Source organism: Thermococcus sp. GR6 (assembly GCF_012027415.1).
Lineage (GTDB): Archaea > Methanobacteriota_B > Thermococci > Thermococcales > Thermococcaceae > Thermococcus > Thermococcus onnurineus.
In genome coordinates this window covers 115,483-141,344 of record NZ_SNUM01000002.1, presented here as the reverse complement: position 1 = coordinate 141,344, position 25,862 = coordinate 115,483, and the positions used below count along the sequence as shown (strand labels likewise).

The 25,862-nt window shown below is 53.1% G+C and carries 26 protein-coding genes; 10 read left to right on the top strand and 16 right to left on the bottom strand.

All coding sequences use genetic code 11. The features are described 5' to 3' along the window. Window position 1: 1 nt before the first annotated feature. The gene (locus tag E3E32_RS07015; RefSeq protein WP_167731137.1) at window positions 2-364 is read right to left on the bottom strand and encodes a ribonuclease P protein component 2; all 363 of its coding nucleotides are present in this window, start codon (window positions 362-364) and stop codon (window positions 2-4) included. A gap of 75 nt (window positions 365-439) precedes the next feature. On the opposite strand from E3E32_RS07015, the gene E3E32_RS07010 reads away from it, so the two are divergent. The 5 genes from E3E32_RS07010 (at window position 440) to E3E32_RS06990 (ending at window position 4,261) form a co-directional block, all read left to right on the top strand. Then, the gene (locus E3E32_RS07010; protein ID WP_167731136.1) at window positions 440-1,525 is read left to right on the top strand and encodes a radical SAM protein; all 1,086 of its coding nucleotides are present in this window, start codon (window positions 440-442) and stop codon (window positions 1,523-1,525) included. Between the two features lie 105 nt (window positions 1,526-1,630). After that, the gene (locus tag E3E32_RS07005; protein ID WP_167731135.1) at window positions 1,631-2,407 is read left to right on the top strand and encodes a hypothetical protein; all 777 of its coding nucleotides are present in this window, start codon (window positions 1,631-1,633) and stop codon (window positions 2,405-2,407) included. 38 nt (window positions 2,408-2,445) lie between these two features. Then, complete coding sequence (locus E3E32_RS07000) at window positions 2,446-2,607, top strand: antitoxin VapB family protein (protein WP_167731134.1); 162 nt, start codon at window positions 2,446-2,448, stop codon at window positions 2,605-2,607. Between the two features lie 281 nt (window positions 2,608-2,888). After that, window positions 2,889-3,860, top strand: a complete 972-nt coding sequence (locus E3E32_RS06995) for a halocin C8-like domain-containing protein (protein ID WP_167731133.1) — start codon at window positions 2,889-2,891, stop codon at window positions 3,858-3,860. Window positions 3,861-3,865: 5 nt separating this feature from the next. Continuing rightward, entirely contained in the window at window positions 3,866-4,261 is a 396-nt protein-coding gene (locus tag E3E32_RS06990; protein ID WP_167711407.1) for a hypothetical protein, read from the top strand. Between the two features lie 183 nt (window positions 4,262-4,444). Here the strand turns inward: E3E32_RS06990 and ileS are convergent, their stop codons facing one another. The 3 genes from ileS to E3E32_RS06975 all read right to left on the bottom strand — a co-directional run bounded on the left by ileS (window position 4,445) and on the right by E3E32_RS06975 (window position 9,339). Next, the gene (gene ileS / locus E3E32_RS06985; RefSeq protein WP_167731132.1) at window positions 4,445-7,645 is read right to left on the bottom strand and encodes an isoleucine--tRNA ligase; all 3,201 of its coding nucleotides are present in this window, start codon (window positions 7,643-7,645) and stop codon (window positions 4,445-4,447) included. Between the two features lie 426 nt (window positions 7,646-8,071). After that, window positions 8,072-8,446, bottom strand: a complete 375-nt coding sequence (locus tag E3E32_RS06980) for a hypothetical protein (protein ID WP_167731571.1) — start codon at window positions 8,444-8,446, stop codon at window positions 8,072-8,074. Between the two features lie 62 nt (window positions 8,447-8,508). Further along, window positions 8,509-9,339, bottom strand: coding sequence for a DMT family transporter (locus tag E3E32_RS06975; protein WP_167731131.1), 831 nt, complete (start codon window positions 9,337-9,339; stop codon window positions 8,509-8,511). 113 nt (window positions 9,340-9,452) lie between these two features. Between E3E32_RS06975 and E3E32_RS06970 the strand changes: the two genes are divergently transcribed. From E3E32_RS06970 to E3E32_RS06960, 3 genes are read left to right on the top strand one after another with little or no spacing between them, the layout of a single operon-like run. After that, on the top strand, window positions 9,453-9,980 hold the full coding sequence (locus tag E3E32_RS06970; RefSeq protein WP_167731130.1) for a 4Fe-4S dicluster domain-containing protein: 528 nt from the start codon (window positions 9,453-9,455) through the stop codon (window positions 9,978-9,980). Window positions 9,981-9,984: 4 nt separating this feature from the next. Next, entirely contained in the window at window positions 9,985-11,856 is a 1,872-nt protein-coding gene (locus E3E32_RS06965; RefSeq protein ID WP_167731129.1) for an aldehyde ferredoxin oxidoreductase family protein, read from the top strand. Window positions 11,857-11,875: 19 nt separating this feature from the next. After that, the gene (locus E3E32_RS06960) at window positions 11,876-12,097 is read left to right on the top strand and encodes a MoaD/ThiS family protein (protein WP_167731128.1); all 222 of its coding nucleotides are present in this window, start codon (window positions 11,876-11,878) and stop codon (window positions 12,095-12,097) included. Here the strand turns inward: E3E32_RS06960 and E3E32_RS06955 are convergent, their stop codons facing one another. Continuing rightward, the gene (locus tag E3E32_RS06955; RefSeq protein ID WP_167731127.1) at window positions 12,098-12,406 is read right to left on the bottom strand and encodes a hypothetical protein; all 309 of its coding nucleotides are present in this window, start codon (window positions 12,404-12,406) and stop codon (window positions 12,098-12,100) included. 116 nt (window positions 12,407-12,522) lie between these two features. On the opposite strand from E3E32_RS06955, the gene E3E32_RS06950 reads away from it, so the two are divergent. Together E3E32_RS06950 and E3E32_RS06945 are read left to right on the top strand one after the other, a co-directional pair. Beyond that, window positions 12,523-14,259, top strand: a complete 1,737-nt coding sequence (locus E3E32_RS06950; RefSeq protein ID WP_167731126.1) for a glycoside hydrolase — start codon at window positions 12,523-12,525, stop codon at window positions 14,257-14,259. 139 nt (window positions 14,260-14,398) lie between these two features. Then, window positions 14,399-14,542: a hypothetical protein gene (locus E3E32_RS06945; protein ID WP_167712302.1), complete on the top strand. Its 144-nt coding sequence runs from the start codon at window positions 14,399-14,401 to the stop codon at window positions 14,540-14,542. Here the strand turns inward: E3E32_RS06945 and cca are convergent. The 11 genes from cca to E3E32_RS06890 form a co-directional block, all read right to left on the bottom strand. After that, a complete protein-coding gene (cca, locus tag E3E32_RS06940; RefSeq protein WP_167731570.1) occupies window positions 14,539-15,906 on the bottom strand; it encodes a CCA tRNA nucleotidyltransferase in 1,368 nt (455 codons plus the stop codon). The two genes, E3E32_RS06945 and cca, sit on opposite strands and share 4 nt — an antisense overlap. A gap of 2 nt (window positions 15,907-15,908) precedes the next feature. After that, window positions 15,909-16,463, bottom strand: a complete 555-nt coding sequence (gene thpR, locus E3E32_RS06935) for an RNA 2',3'-cyclic phosphodiesterase (RefSeq protein ID WP_167731125.1) — start codon at window positions 16,461-16,463, stop codon at window positions 15,909-15,911. 62 nt (window positions 16,464-16,525) lie between these two features. Further along, on the bottom strand, window positions 16,526-16,990 hold the full coding sequence (locus E3E32_RS06930; RefSeq protein WP_167731124.1) for a phosphoribosyltransferase: 465 nt from the start codon (window positions 16,988-16,990) through the stop codon (window positions 16,526-16,528). Window positions 16,991-17,127: 137 nt separating this feature from the next. Continuing rightward, the gene (locus tag E3E32_RS06925; RefSeq protein WP_167731123.1) at window positions 17,128-19,860 is read right to left on the bottom strand and encodes an adenosylcobalamin-dependent ribonucleoside-diphosphate reductase; all 2,733 of its coding nucleotides are present in this window, start codon (window positions 19,858-19,860) and stop codon (window positions 17,128-17,130) included. Between the two features lie 190 nt (window positions 19,861-20,050). Beyond that, entirely contained in the window at window positions 20,051-20,485 is a 435-nt protein-coding gene (locus tag E3E32_RS06920; RefSeq protein WP_167731122.1) for a ferritin family protein, read from the bottom strand. Continuing rightward, complete coding sequence (locus E3E32_RS06915) at window positions 20,482-21,288, bottom strand: HAD-IIA family hydrolase (protein WP_167731568.1); 807 nt, start codon at window positions 21,286-21,288, stop codon at window positions 20,482-20,484. The genes E3E32_RS06920 and E3E32_RS06915 overlap by 4 nt, the downstream gene beginning before the upstream one ends. A 40-nt stretch (window positions 21,289-21,328) precedes the next feature. After that, on the bottom strand, window positions 21,329-21,925 hold the full coding sequence (locus tag E3E32_RS06910) for a TasA family protein (RefSeq protein ID WP_167731569.1): 597 nt from the start codon (window positions 21,923-21,925) through the stop codon (window positions 21,329-21,331). Window positions 21,926-22,009: 84 nt separating this feature from the next. Beyond that, on the bottom strand, window positions 22,010-22,999 hold the full coding sequence (locus E3E32_RS06905) for a DUF1616 domain-containing protein (protein WP_167731121.1): 990 nt from the start codon (window positions 22,997-22,999) through the stop codon (window positions 22,010-22,012). A 111-nt stretch (window positions 23,000-23,110) separates the two neighbouring features. Continuing rightward, window positions 23,111-23,665: a hypothetical protein gene (locus E3E32_RS06900; protein WP_167731120.1), complete on the bottom strand. Its 555-nt coding sequence runs from the start codon at window positions 23,663-23,665 to the stop codon at window positions 23,111-23,113. Beyond that, the gene (locus E3E32_RS06895) at window positions 23,662-24,945 is read right to left on the bottom strand and encodes a DUF58 domain-containing protein (protein WP_167731119.1); all 1,284 of its coding nucleotides are present in this window, start codon (window positions 24,943-24,945) and stop codon (window positions 23,662-23,664) included. The genes E3E32_RS06900 and E3E32_RS06895 overlap by 4 nt, the downstream gene beginning before the upstream one ends. Further along, window positions 24,942-25,862 (bottom strand): MoxR family ATPase, encoded by a 921-nt coding sequence (locus tag E3E32_RS06890; RefSeq protein ID WP_012572793.1) that lies wholly within the window; start codon window positions 25,860-25,862, stop codon window positions 24,942-24,944. The genes E3E32_RS06895 and E3E32_RS06890 overlap by 4 nt, the downstream gene beginning before the upstream one ends.

The window sequence follows — 25,862 nt, the reverse complement described above, 5'->3', positions numbered from 1 at the left end:
TTTATTTCCATCCAAACTCGCCCAGAAACTTTCTCTTCAGCCTCTTTATCGTCCCAGAAACGCCGAGCGTCCTGAAAATTGCCTTAGAACCGTTTATGTGGGTGACGAGCGTCAGGGCGAAGCGGAGCTCCTCCACGTGCTTTCTATCAACACGGACTATGCCAGTCTGACTCTTCTCGTCAAACTTTATGAACCAAGGTTTGGCCCGAGCGGAGCCAAGCGTCCCAAGGGTCGAGAGGCTTGCCTCCCAGATGGCCCTCTTTATCTCATCCTTTGTGAAGGTTCTCTCACCGATGACCTGAAAGGCAATATAGCGGTGCTTATCCCTTAGTGTCGGCGGCAGTGTCTTGGGTCTCTCCTTCATTTTCACACCTTCCCATTTTTGGCTACCAACCTTTTTAAGGCCTGCCCCGGGTTTAGGGTTAGTGAGGTGAGTTGCTTGGTCAGGGAAACGCCTTACTTCTCATACGCCGTTCGCGAGTTGCCCAAAGGCTGTCAGATGTGCGTTAGAGGAGAGAAGCTCGTTCTCTTCACCACAGGTGCATGCCCGAGGGATTGCTTCTACTGCCCGCTGAGCCCTTGGAGGAGGGAGGATGTCGTTTACGCCAACGAGAGGCCGGTTAAGAGGATAGATGACATTATCGAGGAGGCCAGAATTCAGGAGGCAAGGGGAGCAGGGGTCACCGGTGGAGATCCGCTGGCGAGATTAGACAGAACCGCCGAATATATTCGAGCCTTAAAGGAGCAGTTCGGGGAAAAGTTCCATGTCCACCTCTACACGACCGGAGCACTCACAACGAAAAAGGCCCTCGAAAAGCTCTACGACGCTGGTTTAGATGAAATCCGCTTTCATCCGGATCTCTTCAACCCGAACTCAAGGCTCTTCAGGGTGGAGATTGAGAACATAAAGAACGCATTCGACTTCGACTGGGACGTTGGAGGAGAGGTTCCCGCCGTTCCGGGTCAGGGTGAGAGGATTAAGTGGTTCGCGGAGTTTTTGGACGGACTTGGAGCGAAGTTCCTCAACATCAACGAGCTGGAGTTCAGCGAGACCAATTTAAGGAACCTCCTGGATAAGGGGTACCGGCCCATCAGCGACGAGAGTTCGGCGATTAAGGGAAGCTTAGAACTTGGCCTCGAAATCCTGCGCTGGGGCGAGGAGAGCACCTCACTGAGCTACCACCTCTGCACCGCCAAGCTCAAGGACGCGGTTCAGCTCAAGAACAGGCTGAAAAGGATGGCGAGAAACGTCGCTAAGCCTTACATGGAGATAACCGAGGACGGAACGCTCCGCTTTGGAATAGCTGAGTACGAGGATTTAGACGAGCTCTACACCCTCCTCGTGGAGGAGGCAGAGGTTCCACCCGAGTGGCTCTACATCAACAGGGAGAAGGGCAGGATTGAGATGCCCGAAGAAGTAGCCGTGGAGCTTGCCGAGGCTGTAGAAGGTGAGGTTAAGTTCTTTATCGTCGAGGAGTACCCCACCTGGGACCACCTTGAGGTGGAGAGGGTTCCGCTGTCGTGAGTTTTTACTTTTTTAGTTTCTGGTTATGGGGGCGTAAGTAACTTACGAGGGCATAAGTTATAGGGGTTTCGAAAGGGTTATTTACCCTCAGGAATATTAACCACCATGCGGGTCTTCATCAGGGACTATCTCATCCCGTGGCTGTTGGCTATCGTCTTCTGGTTTGCCATCTGGATTTTCGTTCCCCAGGCGAGGAAAAACCTCACTCCCCTCAATCTTATCTCGATTTTCCTTCTTCTGGTTCCATTCCTCATTGTGGCACTGTACCTCGTTGGAAAGACCCTTGAGAACTACGGCTACTCGCGGGAGGACATTAGAAGACTTCCAGAAATAGTCGAGAAAACCCACGGCAGACTCTACCTTTCCAAAGAGATTTTTGATATCATCACAAGGGCGCTCATTTTCTGGGGATTGTTTTCCTCGGCTGTTCTCATGACAGAGAACCCCCTGTGGGGAGTGGTTAACGGTCTGGCAATGTTTACGTTAATATTTTCGTTTTTCATTTTGCTTATCTCGATGGTTATCTGGGTTATGGCCTTTCCCTCTGCCCTCTACAAGCTCTTTACCGGAAGGGAGCTCAATAGGGATTTTCTGGTTGAGCTAATAAGGCTTAATCTTGTCTTCACGGCAATCCTTATCGCGGTCAGGCTCATCGTGCTTCACGTTGGCGATATCTCTGGCCCTAGATATCTCATGGAGCTAATCGCCTTCGGCAGAAATGACCGCGTTGTAAACTCCCTCTTCGAGCTGGCGGGTTTAAACGTCCTCTTCGGCATCGTCGGCTTCTACGGGCCGAGAAAGGCCAGAAAACTGACTGCTTTGGTCTTAACGCTAATCGTCGTTGCCCAGCTGTGGGTGGCGTGGGGGCTGGTTTTTGGATGAGGGGAAGCGTTAAGTAATGGAAAGGCCAACTTCTGAACATGGCGGGCAAGGAACACACCTCCAAGCGGGAGAAGAGGGGCAACCTTGACGTTCTGATGATTGCCTTTGGAACAATGAGCGAAGAAGAAGTTGAGAGATTTAGAAAAACGCTGAAGGAAGTAGAAGAGTGGATGAACGAGTGGACACCATGCCGTGATTGAATCTAAACAGTCGGGGCTTCTTACTAAAGCTTTTTACATGTGATGACGATTTTGAACGGTTCAAAGAATATGGACTGAAAGTAAAAATTTTGGAAAAATGAACTTTTGTGTTCTTTTGTTCTTTCTTTTACTCTAGCTCCTTTCGACTCGTTCTCGTCGTTTTGATACGGTTGGAAATTGAAAATCCTACGAAAAAAACGTTATTAAATACAACTAGCAAATAGAAAGGATTATATATTGTTGGCTGTTATATCCAATGACTAATTGGTCAGGCGGTGGCCATGAACTGGAGGAAGGCTGGGTTTAGTCTCCTCTTGGTCTTCATGGTTTTGAGCCTGCAGTTGATTGCCGCGCCACAGGCGCTGGCAATGACTACCAACAACACCAGCGTAACATTCCGCAGGGCGGTCATTGCGTGGTATGATGACAAGGGCAGGCTTCAGATGAATGTCACGTGGGTGAACAAGACTATTGACTTCTCGAACTTAACAAACTCCTCCTGTGCCTGTCACAACTCAAGCTCCTGCAGTGTTGTGAGTCCACTAAACGTTTCCATAGTTACACTTTACAACATGAGCAAGAATCATGAACAGTTGCTTTTCCTTAGAATTAATCTCTCCAACAGCACGTTCAACTACACCATGTATGCTCTCATTTATAAAGCGGAAAGGAGCCAGTACAACTTCACACTGATTACGAAGATATTCACGGACCCACAGACTGGAGAATACAAAGCCTTCGTTACTGGAATGAACATTGCTCCAAATGATGAGGATAAAGTTGTCCCCGTCGGAGATACGATTATTACCGCTGACAACTTGACCCTCTCGGAGTACTACTGGACTCTCAACAAGGTTCTCATGAAGCTCAGGCGTGGAGATGAGACCAACTGGATTTGGGGTAGAAGTGCCTACGAGCTGAGGCACCTCTCACACCTGGTAAGACTCAAACTACTAGAGTACAACCAAGGGAAAGCAATAGGAATGACAACAGTAATGGACGGATATACTGAGTGGTTAAAGTGTACAATTTGTACATATGTTGTTACATTTATCTGCCAGGCGGGAGTGTGGTCAAGTTGTACTGGAATATGCGGAACGATATGCCTTATGACAGTTAACCCATTTGCTATCGGGACCTGTTTGGCAACTTGTGCCCCAATTTGCTGGAAGATTTCATCAGCAGTAGCTTTCTTTGGATGTGCCTATGGAGCATATAATATATGTTCCAGTGAAGGATACTGTCAGGGGTGAGAAATATGAAGAAAAGAAAGCCAAAACTCCTAGATCTGATAGGATATAAGAGTTGGGTGTTTTTTGTTCCCCTTTCTTTAGTTTCGCCTCTCTTTGTATATGGTATCAAAAACGTTGAAGACAATGTGGGTAGATTAACGCTTCTGTTTAGCGTCCTATTCGTTGCCGGTTACACACTGTACGTGCCTAGAACAATCATTTTCAAAAAATATCAGTTGGATTACTTGTATTCTTGGTATAAACTTTCACGAAGACATACAAAGGGGATTCAAGAAAAGACTTTTATCGAAATTGCAAGGAGGGAGGTGATATCGCGTGAGAAAAATGGTAACAAGAGAAAAATACTTGAAGAATACCTGCAGGAATTGATTAGGGACAAAAAGAATGATGACCCTAACTAAGCTATTGCCTTTTCCTTCATGGTTTTGGCGGTTGCCTACGGCATCTACGCCTGAAAGCCCCTGTCAGTGATTGTGGCCCTCTATCCAGAGCGATTTACGGGCTGGCCTCAATATTGATGACGAGACCTCAATAAAGAGAATAAGAGAAATGAAAAGGGGCAACGAAATTGAAGGGCTGACCCTTCACTCTGTCCTCTCAATCCCTATCTTCGCCTGAACCTCGGGCCACTCAACCACGTAGCCCTTGGCCTCGCCGAAGATGACCTCAGTTGCCCTCGTCTCCTTCATTATGTAGTCGAGGTTTTCGCTAAGAAGCTCGCGGTTCTCGTCGGTGGTCTCTATGGTGACGATTATCCTGTCGTTGACGTCGAGGTCGAGCCTCTTCCTCATCTCCTGTATTCTCCTGACGAACTCCCTCGCGAGCCCCTCGGCGAGCAGCTCCCTGGTAAGGGTCTTGTCCACGAAGACCCTTCCGCCGTCGAAGTCCTCAGCAACGAAGAAGTCCGGGAGCTTCTCCTCTATGGTCAAGTGTTCCTTTGTGAGGTGGAAGGTCTTGCCCTCTATCTCGACGTCCATCTCGCCGGCCTCGTAGAGCTCCCTGCCGTGCTCGGCTATCCACTGGGAGACGAGTCTGGCATCGCCCTTGAACTCCGGGCCGACCTTCGCGAAGTTCGGCTTTATTATCAGCTCGCGCTCGACCCTTCCAACAACGACCTCCTTAGCGTTGAGCTGATCCCTGAGCAGTCTGTTAAGCCTCTCGACAGCCCTCTTTACGGTCTCGTCCTCGGTCTCTATGATTATTCTCCTAACCGGGTAGCGGAGCTTTATCTTGGCCTTCTGCCTTGCCGCTGAGCCGGCCTCGACTATCTTCCTTACGGCTTCCATCTCCTTCTCGAGTTCTTCATCAATGGTTTTCTCATCTGCCTTCGGCCAGTCGAGCATGTGGACGCTCTCAACGCCGAGGAACGGCTTGAGGAGGTTCTGGTATATCTCTTCGGCTATGTATGGTGTGAAGGGTGCCATAAGCCTCAGGAGGACGTTGAAGACCTTCCAGACGGTGTAGTAGGCGGCTAACTTGTCCGGGTCGTCGCCTTCAACCCACATGCGCTTCCTGATCAGCCTGATGTACCACCTGCTCAGGTCCTCGACGACGAAGTTGTATATCGCCCTCGTTGCCTTGGTAAGCCTGAAGGTCTCTATGCCCTCCGTGACTTCTCCTATGAGGCTGTTGACCCTGCTTAGTATCCACCTGTCCTCCTCGCGGAAAGGCAGCTCTTCGGGGTTGACTCTCGTCGGGTCAAAGTTATCCAGGCTCATGTAGGTGGCGCTCAAAACGTAGACGTTCCACAGTATGTTGAGCATCCTCTTGACCTGAGCCAGGCCCTTCCAGCTGAACTTGAGGTTTTCCCAGGGGTTGGTGGCCCAGAGCATGTAGAACCTGAAGGGATCCCTTCCTTCCTTCTGGACGACCTCCTCCGGCCTTATGATGTTGCCGAGGCTCTTGCTCATCTTGTCTCCCTTTTCATCGAGGACGTAGCCGTGCATGGCGACCTTCCTGTAGGGGACCGTGTCGAAGGCTATAACACTGGCCGCCTGCTGGGAGTAGAACCACTTGGTTACCTGGTCTTCACCCTCAACTATAAAGTCTGCCGGCCAGAGCTCCTTGAAGAGCCCCTCGTTCCTCGGGTAGTCGAGGGAGGCCCAGCTGGCTATTCCGCTGTCAAACCAGACGTCAACGACGTCCTTAACGCGGCGCATCTCCTTGCCGTTGACTCTTATGATGAATGCATCCACGTAGGGCCTGTGGAGGTCCTCCGGGCCGAGCTTCTCTTCGATGACCCTGAGCTTCTCGCTGTAGTCCTCTGGGAGGTCTATCCTCTCGCCGTTCACATCTATGGCCACGGAAAGCTTGACAAGCTCCTCAAAGCTTCCAACGACGTATATTTCGCCGTCCTCAGTCTGCCATATCGGCAGGGGTATTCCCCAGTAGCGCTGTCTGCTTATGACCCAATCTCCGGAGTTCATAACGCCGTTGTCGTACCTGACCTTCACCCAGTCGGGGTACCAGGTCACCTTCTCGTCGTTCTCCTTGATTATCTGGTCTTTGACCTTGCTCACCTTGAGGAACCACTGGTCGGTGGCGCGGAATATAAGCGGCGTCTTACAGCGCCAGCAGTGCGGATATTTGTGCTCTATCGTTCCGGCCTTGACGAGGTAGCCCTTCTCCTTGAGGTGTTCTATGATCTCCGGGTCGGCGTCCTTAACGTAGACTCCCTTCCACCTGCCCTCCACGTATCTGCCCTGGTCATCAACTGGTGAATATGCCGGAAGGCCGTACTCCCTTCCGACTTCGAAGTCCTCCTCACCGTGGCCCGGTGCGGTGTGAACCAGTCCGGTACCGTCCTCAAGCGTCACGTGCTCGCCGAGGATAACGCGGTGGGCCCACTCGTACCTCTCGCGGAACTCCTTCTGAGTTGGGTACTCCTCCATGAGTATGTGCATGTAGCGGAGTCCCTCGAGGTCTTCACCCTTGAACTCCTCGACTATCTCGCCCTTAACGCCGACCTCGTTGAGAACTCTCTCAGCCAAGGCCTTGGCCACTATCCAGTACTCCTCGCCGTTCTCGGTCTCGACCCTGACCTTGACGTAGTCGTATTCGGGATGAACTGCAACCGCGAGGTTGGCCGGAAGAGTCCACGGCGTGGTTGTCCAGATGAGAAGGTACTCGTTGTCTTTGCCCTCAACCGGGAACTTGACGTATATGCTCGGGTCCTTCCTTATCTTGTACTCACCGCGAACCTCGTGTTCAGCGAGAGCCGTCTCACAGCGCGGACACCAGTGCAGAACCCTCTTGTCCTTCTCGAGGAGGCCCTTCTCCCAGGCGCGCTTGAGCGTGAACCAGCCCGATTCTATGTACTCGTTCTTTATGGTCATGTAGGGGTTGTCCCAGTCCATCCATATGCCGAGCATCTTGAACTGCTCGGTCATCACCTTGAGGTTGTTGAGGGCGAACTCCTTACACTTCCTTATGAACTCGTCAACGCCTATCTCGGTCTCTATGTCCTTCTTGGTCTTCAGGCCGAGAGCCTGCTCGACCTTGACCTCTATCGGCAGTCCGTGCATGTCGAAGCCCGGCTGCCTGCGAACGTTGTAGCCCTGCATGGTCCTGAACCTTATCACCATGTCCTTGATTATCTTGTTCCAGGCCGTTCCGAGGTGTATGGCACCGCTGACGTAGGGCGGCCCGTCGAGGAAGTAGTACTTCGGGCCGTTTGCTCTGCTGGCCTTCACCTTCTCATAGACGTTGTTCTCCTTCCAAAAGCGCTCAACCTTTTCCTCAAGCTTCCCTGGGTTGTATTCCCTAAACTCTGGCTCCCTTATCATCTCAAAACCCTCCAGAAATGATCTTTACGATAGACTAACCCAGAATAGGGGGATTCAAGCGAGGGCCGCGTAACGGGCGAAGCGAAGGATAAAACACTCCCCCCTCATTGGCATCGGGGCAAAATTGGGAACTTTCCTTATAAGGTTTTTGGATGGGAAGCGCTACGCGTCTCTCATTTTCCAGACGTTTCCTCTTGATTTTGGCTTGCTGGAGACTAGTGGAGAGAAGTGTGCCCTCCCCGACCGACCCCAGGTCACTTCTCCCAGGGGCGTGAGGGGGAGGGCGCGGTGATGATTATCTCTCTAGAGAATTTAAACCTCGCGGAGAACTGGGTGACGTGAAGAGCACGATGAGAATTGGGGGCCCTCCAGAGGCTTGTTTACTTGGCTTGTGTCGAAAGACGGGATTAGAAAATCGAAAGGGGCTTACTCCGTCTTCACTTGCCTCTCTTCCTCCGGCTCGCCCTTTCTTCTGCTCTCGTTCTTGATGACCTGTATCACGTAGTCAATGAACTTCCTGACCTCTTCGAGGTCTTCCTCGGGGATGTCTTGGATTTTCTTGTTCTTCGTTTTGTACGTGAGGAGCTTGAGAAGTGCGAGCCTGCCCAGTGCAGTCTTGGTGCTTATCTCTCCCTCCTTCCAGTCGCGCCAGATGGCGTTGGCTATGCCGTAGAACTCGGGGATGCTGTCCAGTCCGGGATCTCCGACATCGAGGACTTCCTTACCCAGATACTTGTAGCGCTTCTCCTTCTCCTCCTTTGAGAACTCTCTGGCCTTTTCCTTAATGTATGCGTGGACCATCTCCATCACCTCCAACAAAGAATAGCTTTGAAATTTATTAACTTTTTGTTGGTAAATACTTCTCAGGTCTCTTTTCTAACTTCATTCCATATGCCTGCCATAATCAGCGCCGCGCCGAGGTAGCCCTTGGGGCTCAGTATCTCGCCTATCGTCAAGAACGCCGCTATGTGGCCGAATATAGGCTCAGCGGAATATATCAATGCTGCTCTGTGGGCCTTTGTGTCCCTCTGGTACTTGACTTGGAGCGTGAAGGCCACAACCGTTGCGAATATCGCCGTGTAGAGAATGCCCATCCAAGGCATCGGGTCTCTTGGAACAACTAAGGACTCAAAGAGCAGAGCAAAAGCTAACGAGAAAACGAAGTTCCAGAGTATCTGCCAGAAAGCCAAACTGAGATAGTCCTTCTTCTCAAAGCGCTGAACTAGGACTATCTGGAAAGCGAAGCTTATCGCGCAGAGGACGGTGAGCAGATCGCCGTAGTTGAAGTTTAGACTGGCCCCGGATATAAGGTAAAGGCCGGTCAGCGCCATGATCAGGGAAAGAACGTCCCTTCCTCCCAACCTGTCTCCGAGGAGGAAGTAGGCTATAAACGGCGTGAAGACGACGTAGAGCGACGTGATGAAGGCCGAGTTCGAGGCGGTGGTGTACTTCAGCCCCACTATCTGGAAGCCGTGGCCGAAGAAGAGGGTTAGGCCTAGGACAAATCCCTCCTTCAGTGTCTCCCTTTTGAGGACGCGGGAGCGGAAGATGATGAGCATGAGGAGCGAGGCGATTCCGAAGCGATAGGCGAGGAACAGGATTGGGGGAAGGTAATCTAGGCTCGCCTTCATAGCTGGAAACGTGAAGCCCCATATCGCCGTGATGCCTAAGAGTATTAGTTCGGAGCGGTTCATCGCCGTGTGTTGTCCCCTTTAATTTATAAGAGCTTCCCCGCATAAACTCACGTCTGTGCGTTTTCATAAGGGTTATATAGTTCGAATTCCAACTATGGTACTAGGTGTTCCCGATGAGTGACGATGCTACCAAAGAGAGGATATGGATTCTGATAACACCTGACAAGTGCAGCGGCTGCAGACTCTGTGAAATAGCTTGCTCACTGGAGCACGAGGGAATAATATGGCCGGAAGCTTCGCGCATAAGAATATACGAGCTTCTGCCCGGAGTTAACGTCCCGCACACCTGCGTTCAGTGTCCTGATTATCCGTGCGTTGAGGCATGCAACTTTGATGCCTTGAGCGTGAATGAGAGAACCGGAGCGGTTCTCGTGAACGAAGACAACTGCACCGAGTGCGGCGCCTGCTTCCTTGCCTGCCCAGGTAACGTCCCAAGAATTCCCCCCGGTAAGAGAAGCGTGGTCATTTGCGATCTCTGTGGCGGAAACCCGAAATGCGTCGAGGTATGCCACGAGGCTGGTCACGACGCCCTAACACTCGTGAAGGGTGATTACCGCTCGATCTACAGGACGTTCGCCAAAGACCCTGTGGAGAAGAGCGAGGAACTCTCGAGAAAGATGTACGGGGAGTTGTTGGGGTGATAACATGAAGGGATACGCTGGAAAGCTGATAGACGTTGACCTTAGCACCGAGACAGTGAAATTCGTTGAGCTCGACGAGGAGATGCTGAGGTTCTACGGTGGTAGGGGACTGGGGACTTACCTCCTCTGGAAGGAGCTAGGAGAGAGATGGGAAGATGTTGATCCACTCGGTGAGGAGAACCTTCTACTCATCCTCACGGGCCCGCTGACCGGCTACTATCCGGGTATTAAAACCTCTGTCGTTGCGAAGTCCCCGGAGAGCAACGGTATCGTTGGCAGCGTCCTGAGCAGCGAGGTTGGAATCGAGCTCAAAGCCTCTGGCTATGACGGAATAATAATCCGCGGAAGGGCAAAAGAGCCGGTATACCTCCTCATAAACGACGAAACCATTGAGATACGCGACGCCTCGAAGTACTGGGAAATGGGTGGTGTTGAGCTCCATAAGACACTCCTTAAGGAAGTCCACGACGAGCTGAGGAAAAGGGCCAAACTCAGGGGTGTCCCTAAGGAACCAGCCATGATGTACATCGGGAGGGGTGGGGAGAACAAAGTCCGCTTCGCCGCGATAATGGCGAAGATGATGCACGCCGCTGGCTACGGTGGCTTTGGAGCGGTGATGGGCAGCAAGAACCTTAAAGCAGTCCTCGTGAAGGGTAACGGGCCTCTGCCTGAAGTTCACGATTCAACGAAGTTCAAGGCCATGCTCCGGGAGTTCCAGCGCGAACTGTTGACCCTCACGACATTCAGGCAGTGGGGAACCGGAGCTGGCGGTTACAGCGTCGGAAAGGATCGCTCGAGCCAGCCGGTGAGGAACTGGCAGGAGGAGTATCACGACGACGAGAGGATAAGTGTAGTTAACTTCGAGCTCAGGACATGGGTCAAGAAGTATTGGGCAGACTACGGCTGTCCCGTCAACTGCATGAAGATTTCCTACCTCCGCTACGGGCCGTATAAGGGAGCCATCACAGATGCCCCTGACTACGAGCTGATGGCCTACATGGGGACCAACCTCGGCATCTTCGAGCCTGAGAAGATAGTCTACCTCTCATACCTCGTGGATGAGCTGGGTTTAGATGGCATAAACGCCGGCAACGTCCTCGGCTTTGCTGCCGAGCTCTATCAGAGGGACATCCTTACGGAGGAGGACATCGGCTTCAGGCTTGAGTGGGACGATGAGAAGGCCTTTGCGAGGCTCCTTGAACTGATAGTCGAGAGGGAAGGGATAGGTGAAATCCTCGCGGAAGGAACCTACAGGGCCGCGCTCAAGATTTCCGAGATGAAAGGCGTTGATGCCATGAAGTACGCCGTCCACGTCAAGGGCATAGGCATCGGAGCGCACGGGATAAGGAGCGACCTCGACTACACCAGAGACATAAGCTACGCCGTTTCCGTTCAGGGCGGCGACCACACAGCGACGGCAGGACTTCCCGCGAGGAGCTACGAGGGCGAGCTGGTGAATGCTTTCTACGACTCGGCCGTCATCTGCATGTTCACCACCAGACCGGGCTTTGAGAGAATACTGGAGTTTGGAAATGCCATCACGGGCTTCGACCTGACACCGGAGAAATGGTTCAACGAGACCGGTCTGAGAATAATCCATCTCCAGAGAATACTCCTTCTCCTCGGCGGACCTGACGTTTACTGGGATCCAAGGAGAGACGACGACAATCCACAGCGCTTCTACGAACCCCTGCCGAGTGGCCCTGTTAAAGGCAAGGCCCCAAGCAGAGAGGAGATACGTGCGAAGGTGAGACAATACTACGATGAAGTCGGCTACGACGAGCACGGCATCCCGAAGGAGGAAGTCCTTGAAGAGCTTGGCATAGGTGAAGCGAAGCGCGAGATTAGGCGCATAAGGAAGCGCCTCGGCCTTTAATCCTTTTTCGGTGGTTGGTATGAAAATAACGCTCGTGCTTTACGGACAGTACGCGCTTCGCCACGGTTCACGGAAGGAAGTTGAGGTGGACGAGGGAAAGACTATCGGAAAGCTGTTGAGGGAGCTCGGGATAAGCGCGAATGAGCACCACATTCTTGTTAACGAGGGAAAAGTGGATGAGGATTACGTTCTAAAAGATGGCGACGTCGTTAAGCTCCTCCCCGTGGTCTATGGAGGGTGATTACTCTCCCGGCCCGTGGACGCAGGACATGTTCATTGCAAGGAGCATCTCGACGTAACCAGATTCGAGATTTTCCTTTATTTTCCCGGCCAGTTGCTCGAATTCTTCGAGGGTGAGCGGTCTCTTGGTTTTTAGCCACTTAATCTTGCCGTCGTTCTTGTCGAGGATTACTATTTCCCCCTCGGTTATGAGCGGGACGTAGTTCATCTTAACGCCATAGAGCTCTTCGGCAAAGGCTAACTTGGCTTGAAGAAGCTCAAGGTAATTGGCCAGATCTTCGCCCAGAATCTTCCGGAACTCACGTTCCATTCTCCCACCGGTCTAATTTCAATGCACAGCTTTATTAACTTATCGGCCATATATGGGTAGAAATGCACCTCCGAAAGGGCAATAAAGGGAAGTGATGTATCACTCTCGGTGAGACCATGTTCACGAAGTATTTTATGAAGTACGCACACCATTTTCACGCCTACCAGCCGGGCGACATAGTTTACGTTAAGGACGGCGATGGAAGTAAGCCGATAGAGTATGAGGAGCGAAGGAGTTCTGTTGCCATAAAAATCCGCGGGGAGGAAGTCAGGGGGGAGAACTGGACGAGGGCAATGCTCTACTCCTACGAACACATAGCCGATACACTCTCGCGAATGAAGGGAATAAGCATAGACATTGAGCCGTTCACCGTTCTAATGCTCCTCCGCTACCACAGGAAGGCCTTCGAGGAGACGGTTTCCCTCTTGGAGAAGTTTGACGCTGTTCCGACCACACCCTTCCATCCAATCGTCCCGCACCTCGACGAGTTCGAGCAGCGGATTCTGGCGAGGGTTTCTTTTGACTTCTACGCTCCACTTACAGGCAACAAGCCTGTCGTTGGCTACTGGCTTCCCGAGGCTGTCATAACACGGGGGAGCGCCGAGATAGTCGAGTCCTCAACGGACAAAAGGCTCGTCTTCCTCCTCGACGAGAGGCAGCTCCTCTACGACTTCCCTCAGGCCAAATACTCCTGCAACCGCTATTCTAACTCCTTTGTCTTCGGTCGCGAGTGGGGACTGAGCGACGCCTTCGCCTTTAACACCCTCGACGTCCCGGGACTGATAGAGGGAACCCTCGGACGGCGGGACGACTATAAGGAGAGCCTAGGAGTTCCGTACTTAGTTTTTACTGCCAGCGACCTTGAGAGCCTCCTCGGAAATCCGGCCCAGCTCGACAGGTTTACGGCATGGATGGAGGGTCTCGAAGGGAATGGTGTCGAGAGAGTTTCTGCCATGGAGTTCGTTAAGAAAAAGCTCACTGGTGAGTTCAAGCGCCTTGATGGGGAATGCGAGTTTGAGATGGGCGTCAAGGACTACTCGGCCTGGAGCGACTACTTCGACTTAAGCCTCGACGGAAAGACGAGCGATTCGAGGTGGCTGGGCTACAGAAGGGTCGATGGAAAGGTCTTTGCCCGCGAGGTGGAGGGGAGGAGGATAAGCCAGCTCTGGAAGGTCGCTTTCACGCGCCTTTTTGAGGAGCTAAATAGGATCGTGAGATTGGGCGTGCTTGAAGGTTTGAAGGATTTCAACGTCAACGCCGAGGAGTTCCTCGTGAGATATGCGAGGATTTTCTTCAAGGATTACTATGACTACTTCGGCATTGAAACTTCAATGGACTACGTCCTCGAGCCAGCGAACGGCGAGAAGAAGGCCCTGAAGCTCGGAAGGATTTATTACCTCATGCTTCTGGCAAATCACTCTTGCCCGAGGTTCTGGGAGAACCTCGACACGCGCGTGGCCTTCGGCAACGTCTCGGTAATGGCAAAGGCCCTCATCGAGCTTATGAATTACTTCAACGACGAGAAGAGGAACATCTTCGTTGAGGCCTACCTGAAACTCCTGAACTTCGGTAGACTCTACCACCTTTGGAACCTCGGCTCATTACCGGCTCTTGAAGGCTGGGAAACGAGTGAGAAAGCATGGAATAGCGCGCTGAAGCCAGAGGTACCTAACAGCGGCTACAACGTGGTGACGAGGGCCGCACTCTACGTCGGAAAGAGGGACGTGAAGGGCGAGCTTAAGGCCCTGATCGGACCCTACAACCTCGAGTGGGCCGTTGCCGACACCGGCCACATTCCGGGCGAGAGGCACGGCCACTGGGAGAATCAGGAGTGGTGCGAGCACAGAGACTGAATATTCTGACTTCAAATTTTCTTTATTGACGCAAGCGACGCAAGCAATTCCCAAACACGGTGATGCCGTGGATGTAATCGTGGAGATCGGGAAGAAGCTGGCAAAAGAAAACCGCTCCCTATCACAAAGGTGGTGCTGAATGAAGGAGTCCAAATCCTCTGGAGGGAACTCTTTCATACTGGAGCTGATATTTGGAACCCTGGATGGAGAGGAGTATTTGAAGTTGAAACGAATACTGGAAGAGATTGAAAAGCTGTTCGATGAACGGCAACTTCCGCCTTAGCCCTTCAAATTCCACTTTTTCCTGCTCAGGAAGAGGTATGCCTCCCTCTTGAGCTCCCCTGGAACATAATCCACCAGAATATCAGCGGAGTGGATGAACTCTCTTACCTGCTTGCCCAAGGCAACTTGATTCTTCTCCAGGAGCTCTACGATGACGTCGACGATGCTCTCCTTAACCCTCTTCTCCGCGTACAGCCTCTTTCCAATCAGCCAGACCCTCTCGTTCTTCCGGTAGAAGTCCCAGCCCATCTCAGTGAAGAACTCCGGGCCGGGCTTTATGGTTATCTTCTCGCGCACTATTCTGTCCAGCTCCAGCATGATGAACGCTTCCTCCCCAACGTAGCCGTAGTCCCAGCCGAGAACCCTGAAGTTCTCCCTGCTCAACGCTTTCTCGAAGCCTTTGGCACTCCTCTCCAGCTGCGGGAGGATCAGGTCATCAACAAGCTGGGGCTTTTTGAAGAGGAGCGTGACAAGGTGTGTTCTCTTCCTTCTGAGCTCTCCGAGGTAGTTCTCTCCCGTGCTCTCCGTCGAGAAGAAGAACTCTACGAGGGGCTCTTCCAGAAATTGATGGGCCTTGAAGTAGAACCTCCCGAACTTCTCCCAGCCCAGATTTGCGGCCACGTTCCTCCTCGGGTCAACGGGGTCTATGACGATGAGCGGCTTGTCCCCTTCAGCTTCCCTCTTGATGGTCTTCATGGCTATTTCTGGCTCACTCTTGAGCCAGCTGGCAGGGTCTATTATCTTCTGCCTCAGCATGAAGTCGGCCTTCTCCAGAACATCCAGGAATGAGCCGTACTTGATAATCAGGATTTCAGCAAGGTAGCCCGAAAAGCCTCTCACGTAAATCTCGCTGCCGTAGGCGTTTATTCCCTTGAGGAAGCGCTTCAAAAGCCTGACATCGTCGTTTCTGCCGTTGAGGTTTTCAAGCACCCACTTCGTGTGGAGTATGGAGCGGTCAACTGCCGTTCTGACGTCCTTCCAGCTGTCGACGTCGTAGCAAGGGACTATATCAACCTTAACCCCTTTATAGCGGGCTCTCACGTAGGGGTGCTCTGCGTAGGCAACTTCGTAGTTATCGAGCCTCTCCGCTATGGCCTTACCAAGCTCAAGGCCCTTCCCGCGGAGCTCTTCGAGGGGAGTGTCGAGGGGAAAGGCCAGGAAGAGGTCAACGTCATGGTCGCCGGCTAGGTAGGTGTCCTTGGCAAGGGAACCAACAAAATAAGGTTTAATGTCAAGGCCAAGCTCTTCAGCCCTTCCACGGGCTATGTTCTCGATCTCTCGCATCAGGCCTTCAACAAAAGCCCTCTCCTCTTCGTTCGGCCTGATCCTGACGAGGACTTCCCCAATAACTTCCTGAACCATCACCATCACTCCGCCAGTTCGAACCTCGCCACGGTCTCGTAAATCGGACCCTTGGGGGTGAGCGTGCTTTTCTTCAGTTCTATAGCATCGACCTCAAACTCTCCGAAGTCCTCGTTTGCCAGATCTTTCAGCGCCATCGCCAGTTCCAGCTTGTCCCTCACGAACTTGACGCGACCGATTGTGATGTGGGCGACGAAGTCTTTGTCCTTCTTGAAGCCCAGCCTCCTCATCTCGCGCTCAACGTCGTTTGCTATGGCCTTAATGCCTTCGTCATTCTCTATTCCAGCCCAGATGACGCGGACGTAGTTCGGGTTGGGGAAGAGGCCGATGCCCTTGACCCTGACCCTGTGCTTTTTGTGCTTCTTCGCTATTTCTGCCAAAGCCCTCTTCACTTCCTCGGCGGTTGCCTCGTCGATCTCGCCGAGGAACTTGAGCGTGACGTGGAAGTTCTCCCTCTCGACGAACTTTATCTTTGCCGCTTTATTTCCAATCCTTTCCTGAGCCTTCAGGAGGTTGTCCCTGACCTCGTCGCTAACTTCAATGGCTATGAACGCGCGCATAGTCCTCACCCGAGAAGAATTGGAAGAAGGGTTTATTTCAATTTCGAGGGGAGAAAAGGAAATCACTCCCTCACAACAACAGGGAACTCTTCCCAGGGGAAGACTATCCACTGGTCGGTCCTGAAGACATAGAAGTCAGGAACGACCTTAGTCCAGGGCTTCATGCTGAGGCAGGCGACCTTTACCTCCCTGGCGCCGGCCTTCTTGACTTCCTCTATGACGACCTCGAGAGTCTTGCCTGTGTCGCTGACGTCGTCGACGATGACGACCCTCTTTCCATCCAGCGAGCCATGCAGCGGTATTGTCACCACTGGTTTCTCCATGTGCTCCTCTATATCCTTGTAGAACTTGACGGCTATGATCTCGACATCAACGTCGCCAAGGATGTGGCTGAGCATTACAGCGGGAATGAGGCCGCCCCTAGCGACGCCGACTATGACGTCTGGCATGAACTTCTTCCTCAGCTCTTCGGCGAGCGCGAAGACCGCCCTGTCAATCTGCCACCAGGTAAGGTAAACCTTGTCCATGTTAACACCTCCGAATAGCGCAGGTTGGAAAGGCCTCCAATTTAAGGCTTTCGTCTGATGGCAAGAAGTTAAATATGTAGGCTTAAAAAGCCTCCGTTAACAGAGAGATGTCAAAGCATAAGAAAAAGGGGGAGAATTCATCCAATGACGCACTTGCTCCAGCCACAGACAGGACAGGTGGCGCAACCACTCTCCATTTTCAGCTCAACGAGCTTTCCGTCCTTCTCATAGCAGACTGGACAGTAAGTGACCCCTAAGAGCTCCTTTATCTTCTCCTCGGGAATCTCCGGCGGCTCCCTATGATGTGGATGCTCGTGGGCTTCGGGTTTAAGAGTCTTTGTCATGCTCAGGGAAAAATTGGGTGCTGGGGCTTCCTCCTTTTTCTTGCCGTTGGTGCCGTTGAGTATGCCTTCGATGTTGATGAACTTGGTCAGCCATGGCTCGGCCTCAACGACGGCCTTGAGCTTCTCGACAGCGTAAGCGCTTGGCTTGGCCTTGACGCGCTGCCTCTTTTCTCCCTCGACGCTGTAGACCTGAACGCTGAGCGAGCCGTCGCGATAGACGGTTATGCCCTTGCAGCCGAGCTTGTATGCGAGGAGGTATGCAGCCTTAACGTCCTCGACGGTGGCGTCGTTCGGCATGTTGATTGTCTTGCTCGCTGAATCGGTGAGCCAGAGCTGGATGTTGGCCTGAGCCAGTATGTGGTCGAGCCAGTGTATGTCCATCGAGGTGACGAAAACGCGCTGCATGTCCTCGGGGATTTCTTCGAGGCCCTGGACACTTCCGTAGTTATCGCTTATCTTCCTCAGCAGCTCGTCGCTCCAGAGACCGCGCTTCTTCAGCTCAGCCTCGAAGACGGGGTCAACGTAGTAAAACTCGCCAACGGTGACGCTCTTCTTGTAGACGAGGGCAAATATAGGCTCGATTCCGCTGCTCGTGTCGGCTATCATGCTGACCGAGCCGGTGGGCGGACAGGTGGTCACCATTCCGTTCCTGACGCCGTACTTCTTGATCTCCTCAACCAGCTCGTCCCATGGGAGTGTCCAGACCTCCCTGTGGTAGTAGCCCTCGACCGGAAGCTCGCCATCCTTGTACCTCGTCTTCTCGTAGAGCGGGAAGGGTCCGCGCTTTTTAGCTGCTTCGACGCTGTACTTGTAGGCGTAGAAGGTGAGGTACTCTGTTGCCTTTCTCATGAAGTCGTAGCCTTCCTTGCTGTTGTAGGCTATGCCGAGCTTGAAGAGGGCATCGGCCAGGCCCATCATTCCGACGCCTATCCTCCTCGTCAGCTTGGTGTTGTAGTCTATTTCAGGGAGCGGGAACTTGTTGACGTCGATTGCGTTGTCGAGGTACTTGGCGACCTTCTGGATTACATAGGCGTACTCGTCCCAGTCGAAGTAGGGCTTGCCTTCTTCATCGTACTTGACGAACTTGGCGAGGTTTATGCTGGCTAAATTACAGGATTCGTACTCGTAGAGGGGCTCTTCTCCGCAGGGGTTGGTCGCGCGTATCTTTTCACCTTTTGCGGGCTCTAAGACGTTCCTCCTGTTGATGACATCGAAGAATATAACTCCCGGATCGGCCTTGGCCCAGGCCATAAATGCTAACTCCTCGAAGAGGCTCTTCGGGTCAATCTCCTTGACCTTCTCGCCAGTCCTCGGGTTGATGAGCGGATAGCGCTTGCCCTCTCTCAGAGCTTCCCAGAAGTCGGACCATATGCCCACGCTGATGTTGAAGTTTGCTAAAACGTTCGTTCCGATGTTCTTCTCCTTGGCGTGGATGAACTTCTCGATGTCAGGATGCCAGACTTCGAGGATGCCCATGTTCGCGCCCCTTCTCACTCCACCCTGCTTTATCACGTCGCTGACGGCATCGATGAGGTGCATGAAGCTGACAGGGCCAGAGGCCGCTCCAGTGGTGGTTCCGACTAAATCACCCTCCGGGCGGAGTTTGGAGAAGTTCAAACCGGTACCGCCACCCATCTTCTGTATCATTGCTACATCGTGTGCCGCCTTCATTATGCTCTCCATGTCGTCCTCTATCGGAACGACGAAGCATGCTGAGAGCATCCCGAGCGGCCTTCCTGAGTTTATGAGGGCCGGTGTGTTCGGCATGAAGGTCTGGCTTGTCATCAGGCGGAAGTACTCCTCTATTTCGTCCTCGTACTTGTCAAAGGCTCCGTTCTCGAGCATCCCGATGACTTCGTCTATGGAGACCTTCATCTGGCCCTTCTGGGCGAGCTCGCGGTAGAGGTTGAGGAGCCTTTCGAAGTGGTACTTGTTGAGCTTGAACCTGCCGATTGAGAGTTTTCTATCGTACTTGTCGAGCTTCTCCATGTATTTCTCGACATTACTTAGGTCCTGCTCGTGGTTTCCTTCCCTGTCGAAGACCCTCTCATCGTAGAGCAGATCAGGGATGACCACCAGAGTCGCAACCCTCTCAAAGAGCTCCCTCGGGCTCTCAATTATTTCTCCTTTCTCGTTCCTGATAAGGTAGCGAGAAGCCAAAACGCGGAGGGCATTGATGGAGAAGCGCTTATCTATCTCGTCGAGCTTGTCCTTGTTGAGTATCTTCTTCTTTTCCTCCCTAATCTCTGCCTTCTTCTTACGGTAGAGGATGTAGGCCTTGGCGACGTCGAAGAGACCCACTCTCATCAGCTCGAGCTCGACTATGTCTTGGATGTTTTCTATGTGAGGCACTTGCCCGTCGTAGAGCTCGTTCACTCTTTTGACGACCCTTCTAACGACCCTGTTGAGAAGCTTCTCGTCACGGACACCAACTTCAAGCATTGCCCTTTGGATAGCCCATTTTATACGCTCTTTATCAAATGGGACAATCCTGCCGTCCCTTTTCATCACTTTTTCAACGGCCATATAAACACCCCTGACGTACAGTTGTTTATCGTTGCCCCTATTAGTAGAAGCATCAGCACAACTTTATGGCTTTCACCCCTACATATACCTTACCCCGGTGGCCTTTGCCGGGGTGACAAATTTATGCCTCTAAATTTGCCTGCAGGGTAAGGAGGTAGAAAAGGTAGATGTCGGACAAATTATCCAAACGTCAAAGCCCTTCGTAGACCAGCCTGAGCCTGTAGGCGTGTTTAAGCTCCTCACTTGCCATCATCCTGAAAATCTGGCTGAGAGAGCCCTCCAGGATTTCAGAGAGCTTCGTGTATAGCTCGTAGGCGTGCTTCTCCCTTATCAGCGCCTCGAGTATCAGCTCCTCGAGGCTCTCGGGCCCAGCCCTTTCGTCGCTCAGCATCGGCTCCAGCGAAAGTGAGTCTAGGTAGTCTATAACGGCCGTGCCCTTCAGGGTTCCCTCGGAGAGCATCCCCTCGAGGGTCTTCCTGTGTCTGAGCTCCTCCTCCGCTATGAGGCTGAAGGTCTCGACGAACTCGGGCCTCTCGTAGGTGGCGAACGTTTCGCCGAGCTTGTACAGGTTGTAGAGCTCGTTCTCCTGCCAGATGAGTCTTTCGAGCAGCTCACGAAGGTTCATTCTGAAGCCTCCAGCCTGACCTTCAGGTATTCGAGCAGCTCCTTAACGCTCGGGAGGATCAGGTCGGGTTTTACCTCGCTCTTCTCAACGTCTTTCAGCGTGCTGACGCCCGTCAGGACCATTATCGCCTTCATGCCAAATCTCCTGGCGAAGGCTATGTCCGTGTCGAGCCTGTCGCCAACCATCCATATCTCGTCGACGTTGCCGAGCTTCTCCCTGACGACCTCGTAGGCGGGTTCGTTGGGCTTGCCTATTATGAGGGGATCAGCATCTGTCGATGCCTTCAGCGCCGCTATAATCGACCCCGCTCCTGGATAAAGACCTTCTTCGGCGGGATACGTTGTGTCCGGGTTGGTTCCTATGAACTTCGCTCCGTTCCTTATTGCCAGCGTTCCGTACTTGAGCTTCTCGTAGGTTAACTCAGGGTCGAGGCCGACCACGACGTATTTGACCTCCTTCCACCTCTCCCTTGCTTCCTCGAGGCCCATCATGGGCCAGCCCATCCTCACTACTTCCTCCTGGAGTCCTTTCCCGCCAATGACAAAGATGGGGCCTTCCTTGAAGTGGGCCTGGAGGTACCTGGCGGTGGCGTAGCCGGAGGTGACAATACGCTCTTCTTCGACGTCTATTCCCATCCCGAGGAGCTTCTCGCGGTACATCCGGGCGTTCTTGGTGGAGTTGTTGGTGAGGAAGGCGAAGGGGATGTCCCTTTCTTTCAGGAAGTTTACTACCTCCCGCGTGCCATCTATGGGCTTATTGCCCCGGTATATCACGCCGTCCATGTCGAAGATTATCCCGATCATCGCGAGCACCGGAAGAAGAAAAGGTGGAGAGTTTAAAAGCTCACTGCTCTGCGTTTATCTTCATGTCCACCTCCACCCTGTCGGTCTGGCATTCGTTGCCTGCTTCTGGTGAGAACCTTATCCTCATGACGACCTTTAGCACCTCACCCTCTTCCAGGGAGCCTTTGAAGAGCTCTATCTCCTTCCCGTCAAGTTCCCTCAGTGTTCTGCCCGCCACCTCCGTCAGGTCGGTGGTTGTGTCCCCGTGCTGTACCGAGAGGCCGGTTATCACTAGATAGCCGCTCAGTTCGCCTCTCTCTGTGGTGTTGTCGACTTCCTTCTCGGCGGGGGAGAGGGCACCGTCCTCCAGGTCGTTAACGTAAATGGTCATCGTAATCCTCGAAACCTCGAGGTCCCCGCGGTTTTTCACGTAAAAGGTTACGGTTTTCTCGTCGCCAGGCATTAAATCCGAGAAGTCGAAGAGCTTGAGGCCGTTGTAGAACCTCTCTCCGTCTTTGCTTATGCCTATATCGAACTTTCCGGAGGAGATCTCGTTGTTCTCAGAGAGGGCTATGTCCGTGAAGAGGGAGCTGGAGAGCCCCGCGAGCGCAACCAGCAGCAGAAGGGCCGCACTCAGCACAACTTCTCTACGTTTCATTTCCACCACCAACGATAGTATTCAACTAGTGATTACGTGGGATGGACTTATAAAATTTTCTCTCAAAATAGTAAGAAATAGAGCTCAGGAGGTCACCTTCACGTTGAGCTTGAGGCTCTGTACCGTGCCGTTTATCGCATCAAGGATGAGGTTCTTGGCATCGGTTTCAGCGTAGTTCCCATCAAGAGGTGCCGGCGGGAGCTCTGGCGGTTCATCTTTGAAGAGGAGGAACCAGACCTGCCACTGACCGGGTTTATCGATGCTGAAGGTGTAGTTGGTCTCGAACTGGGGCGTCCAGTTGCCCTCGATGTTGACGGGAACGTCCGGTAGGGTGACGTTGAACCAGCCCGGCATGGGGTACATCTCGTATATTATCGTCGTGTTGGTCGTGCTGTCCCACGTCAGGTTGACGAGCCATATCTGGACGTAGTAGGTTACGTTCCTGTGCTCGTGGTTCACTATGCCTATTATAACCCTCCCTTCCTGGCCGACTCTCAGTTCGGTTGGGTAATCGGCGGCCTTGCCCTCCGGCCCGAGAATGTAGAACTCCGTGAATGCCTCTCCAGGCTTTGGATGGGTTATGACGTAGCCCAGCGTTCCAATGGATGTTATGATGGCGATTATCAGGATCACCGTGAGGGCCTTGTCGAGCTTGCTCGACTCCTCCCATTCAAGTTCTTTCTTCACGTCCTCGAGCGTTATCCATGGAATCCACGGCTCGAAGGCCTTTGCTCTGCGGTAGATGGCGATGATTGAAAAAGCAATGTTGAAAATCGTCAGGCTGACGAGTATCGGGATGAGCCTTATACCCCAGGGGGTGTAGTTGAGGCCGAGGCCTATGAGTGGAACAATGGCTATGCTGAGGCCGAAGCTGAGGGCGAGCCTCTCAAGGTTGTCGAGCTCCTTCCTGTTGGGAAAGAGGGCAGTTATGAAGATGTAGCCCGGGAAGAAGAGTACAAAGGCTAATCCGAGGGCTTTTCTGAGAAAGCTGTCCGGTGCGTAGAAAATCAGAAGGTCGAGCAGAATTGAGAGAGTGATGATTGTGAGCAGATCCCAGTAGTCCTTGAGCTTCATTCACTCCCCTCCCTTTGGGCGTCTTCGCCCAGTTTAAAACCCTTTCCTCCGGAACCTAGAATAAATTGGGAATACCTGTGCAGCCATCCCTGAGCACGCCGGACTGGACATTCACTCTCCCTCAAACGGCTTCACCTCGAGGAATTCGACGTCCTTCCGCTCGGCGAAGAGGATGAAGAGCAGTCCCAGGCCGATGAGGACGAAGGCCTGAGCCACGGGGTCGGTGAGGCTGTCCCTTATCAGGTACATCACCGCCGCTGAAAGGCCCAGCCAGCCGGCGAGGTATGCAACCGCTTTCCCGAAGTGCCTGTAGGACGAGTAGAGAACTACTGCTATGAGGACTATCAGGAATGTGTAGTCCGTCACGGCCGAGACTATTAGAACCGTGGAGAGGATGAGCTCTTCCCTTTCGACCCGGATTCCTCTGAGAACGTCGTCGAGCGCGAGAACCGTGGAGAGGGCCACGAACCCGGCAAGCTTAAGTCCTTCCCATATGTAGATGGAAGTACTGGGAAGCGATACTGCTATGGAGAGGACATAGAGGTAGAACACTGCCAGTGAGGCATTCCTGCTCCTTAACCTCAGCAGATAAGCCAGCATGATCAGGAGGAAGATGTAGTTTTTGAGCACTATTCCAGTTAGGATGGTCGCTATCAGCCCTATCACAGCCTACCCACCACCCTTGGAAGCACGTCCCTGGGGCCGACTTCAATGACCTTTATCCAGCCCCTGACCTTCCTCATGACCTCCTTCCTCTCGCGGTAGCCGCGGTAGAGGGTCTCCAGCTCTCTCTCGGTCAGCCCCTCTTTGCTGACGAAGAATACCGGGTTTGGATACAGGAGGACGGCCTTTGAGCCTTTTCTCTCGAGCACCCCCGCTGCTTTGATTATCTCCCTCGGGTGGAGGCCGAGGTCATCGACCATTATCACGTACGCCCCGCTCTCGACTTCCATTGCCGCTTTGAGGGGGCCCGAGGCGCTGGAGCCGCGCTTCATCTTCAGTACCAGCCTCCCTATCGTCGATGGGGACGACAGGCCGGATGGCTTCAGCGGGGGCAAACCTTTCTCGCCCCTGAGCCCGAGCTCGGAGACGAGTGTCAGCGGGTCGCTGGCGTTTTCTATCACCCTGACAATGCCCGCCTCGTCGTAGGCTACAACCTTTACGCTGTGGCCGAACCTCCTGAAGTAGGTGAAGAGCTGCGCTATGATGAGGACGAGGTAGTCTATCTTGCCCGCCTTCAGCTCCCTGCGGAACTTGCGGTCGACGTTGACGAGCAGGTAAACATCCGCAAGGCTTTCCCTCCTGAAGACCCTGACTATAAGCGTGTTGAGCCTTGAGGTGGCCTTCCAGTCGATTTTGGTTATATCATCCCCCGGAAGGAACTCCCTGAGCTCCTCGAAGTCAAGGGTCTCTGCCCCGATTCCAAGGGCCCTCTCGACCTCGGCCAGGGCCTCGACCTGGCGCCTCTCCCTCATGGCCTCTTTTATGCTTCTGGGTGATGGGAAGATAGTCATCTCTCCGTGTTCTATCACAGGGAAGTCCTTCTTAAAGAGCCCGCGCTCATCCTCGAAAGTCGCCTCTGCTTTGATCGCTATCCTGCCCTTAGCCTGGGGAACTATCGTCTGCTCGAGATATTTCTTATCGCCGGGATTCAGGAAGGTCTTGAGCTCCCTAGCGAAGACGCTCTTCGATGTTTCCCTTATCCTCAGTACGCCCGTAACCCCGGAGAGATTCTCGACTTTGATCCTGGCCTTTACAGGCTCCCTCTCGGTTCCTCTCTCCGGAACGGTTCTCTCGACCCTTACACTGGGCTCAAAGCTTAACCTTGCGAGGGCGTAGTGGGCCATTATCCCGACCGCCATCAGCGCCGCCGCTGGGCTGCCCATCAGGTAGGCGGCGGCCGAAAGGACTGCCGCGAGGGAGAGCAAGACTCCTGCCCTTTTCATTCCGTTGGCACCTCTACCCTTTCGAGGACTTCCCTTACAATGGTCTTCCCGTCGATGCCGTCCACCTCGTACTCAGGCTTGACGACGATCCTGTGGGAGATGACTGGAATAGCCAGCCATTTAACGTCATCCGGGATGACGTAGCTCCTCCCTTCTAGGTAGGCCTTAACCTTGGCGGTGTAGAGGAGATGCTCGCCAGCCCTCGGCGAGGCTCCAAGGATCACCCTTTCGTCGAGCCTCGTCTCCTTGACGATGGCGTATATATAGTCGATTGCTGCCTCACTCACGTGGACTCTCATGGCCTCTCTTCTGGCCCTGGCCAGCTCGCTCCCGAGGACGACCTGGTTTGCTTCCGAGAACTGCCCCAGGCTCTTCATCCTGAGCATTGCCTTCTCGCTCTCCTCGGGGAGGTAAGTGAGGTCTATCTTCATCATAAACCTGTCAATCTGCGCGGTAGGGAGCTCGTAGACGCCCTCCATTTCCACAGGGTTCATCGTCGCGAGGACTATGAACGGCTCCGGGAGCTTGAGGGGGAGGCCCTCTATGGTGACCTGTCGCTCCTCCATCGCCTCGAGGAGAGCTGACTGTGTCTTTGGAGAGGCACGGTTTATCTCGTCGACGAGAACGACGTTGGCAAAGATGGGGCCCTTTCTTATCTTGAACTCCCCGGTTCGCATGTCGTAAAAGGTGTGGCCGATTATGTCTGCCGGCAGTATGTCTGGCGTCATCTGTATCCTCGAGAACTTCAGTCCAAGGGTCTGTGCGAAGTTCTTGCTTAGGGTCGTTTTCGCTATTCCCGGGACTCCTTCCAGGAGCACGTGCCCGTTGGCTATAATGGCTATCGTCATCAGCTCGATCACATCGTCCATTCCGACTATTGCCTTTCCAACCTCGGCCTTAATCTTCTCGAGTATCAT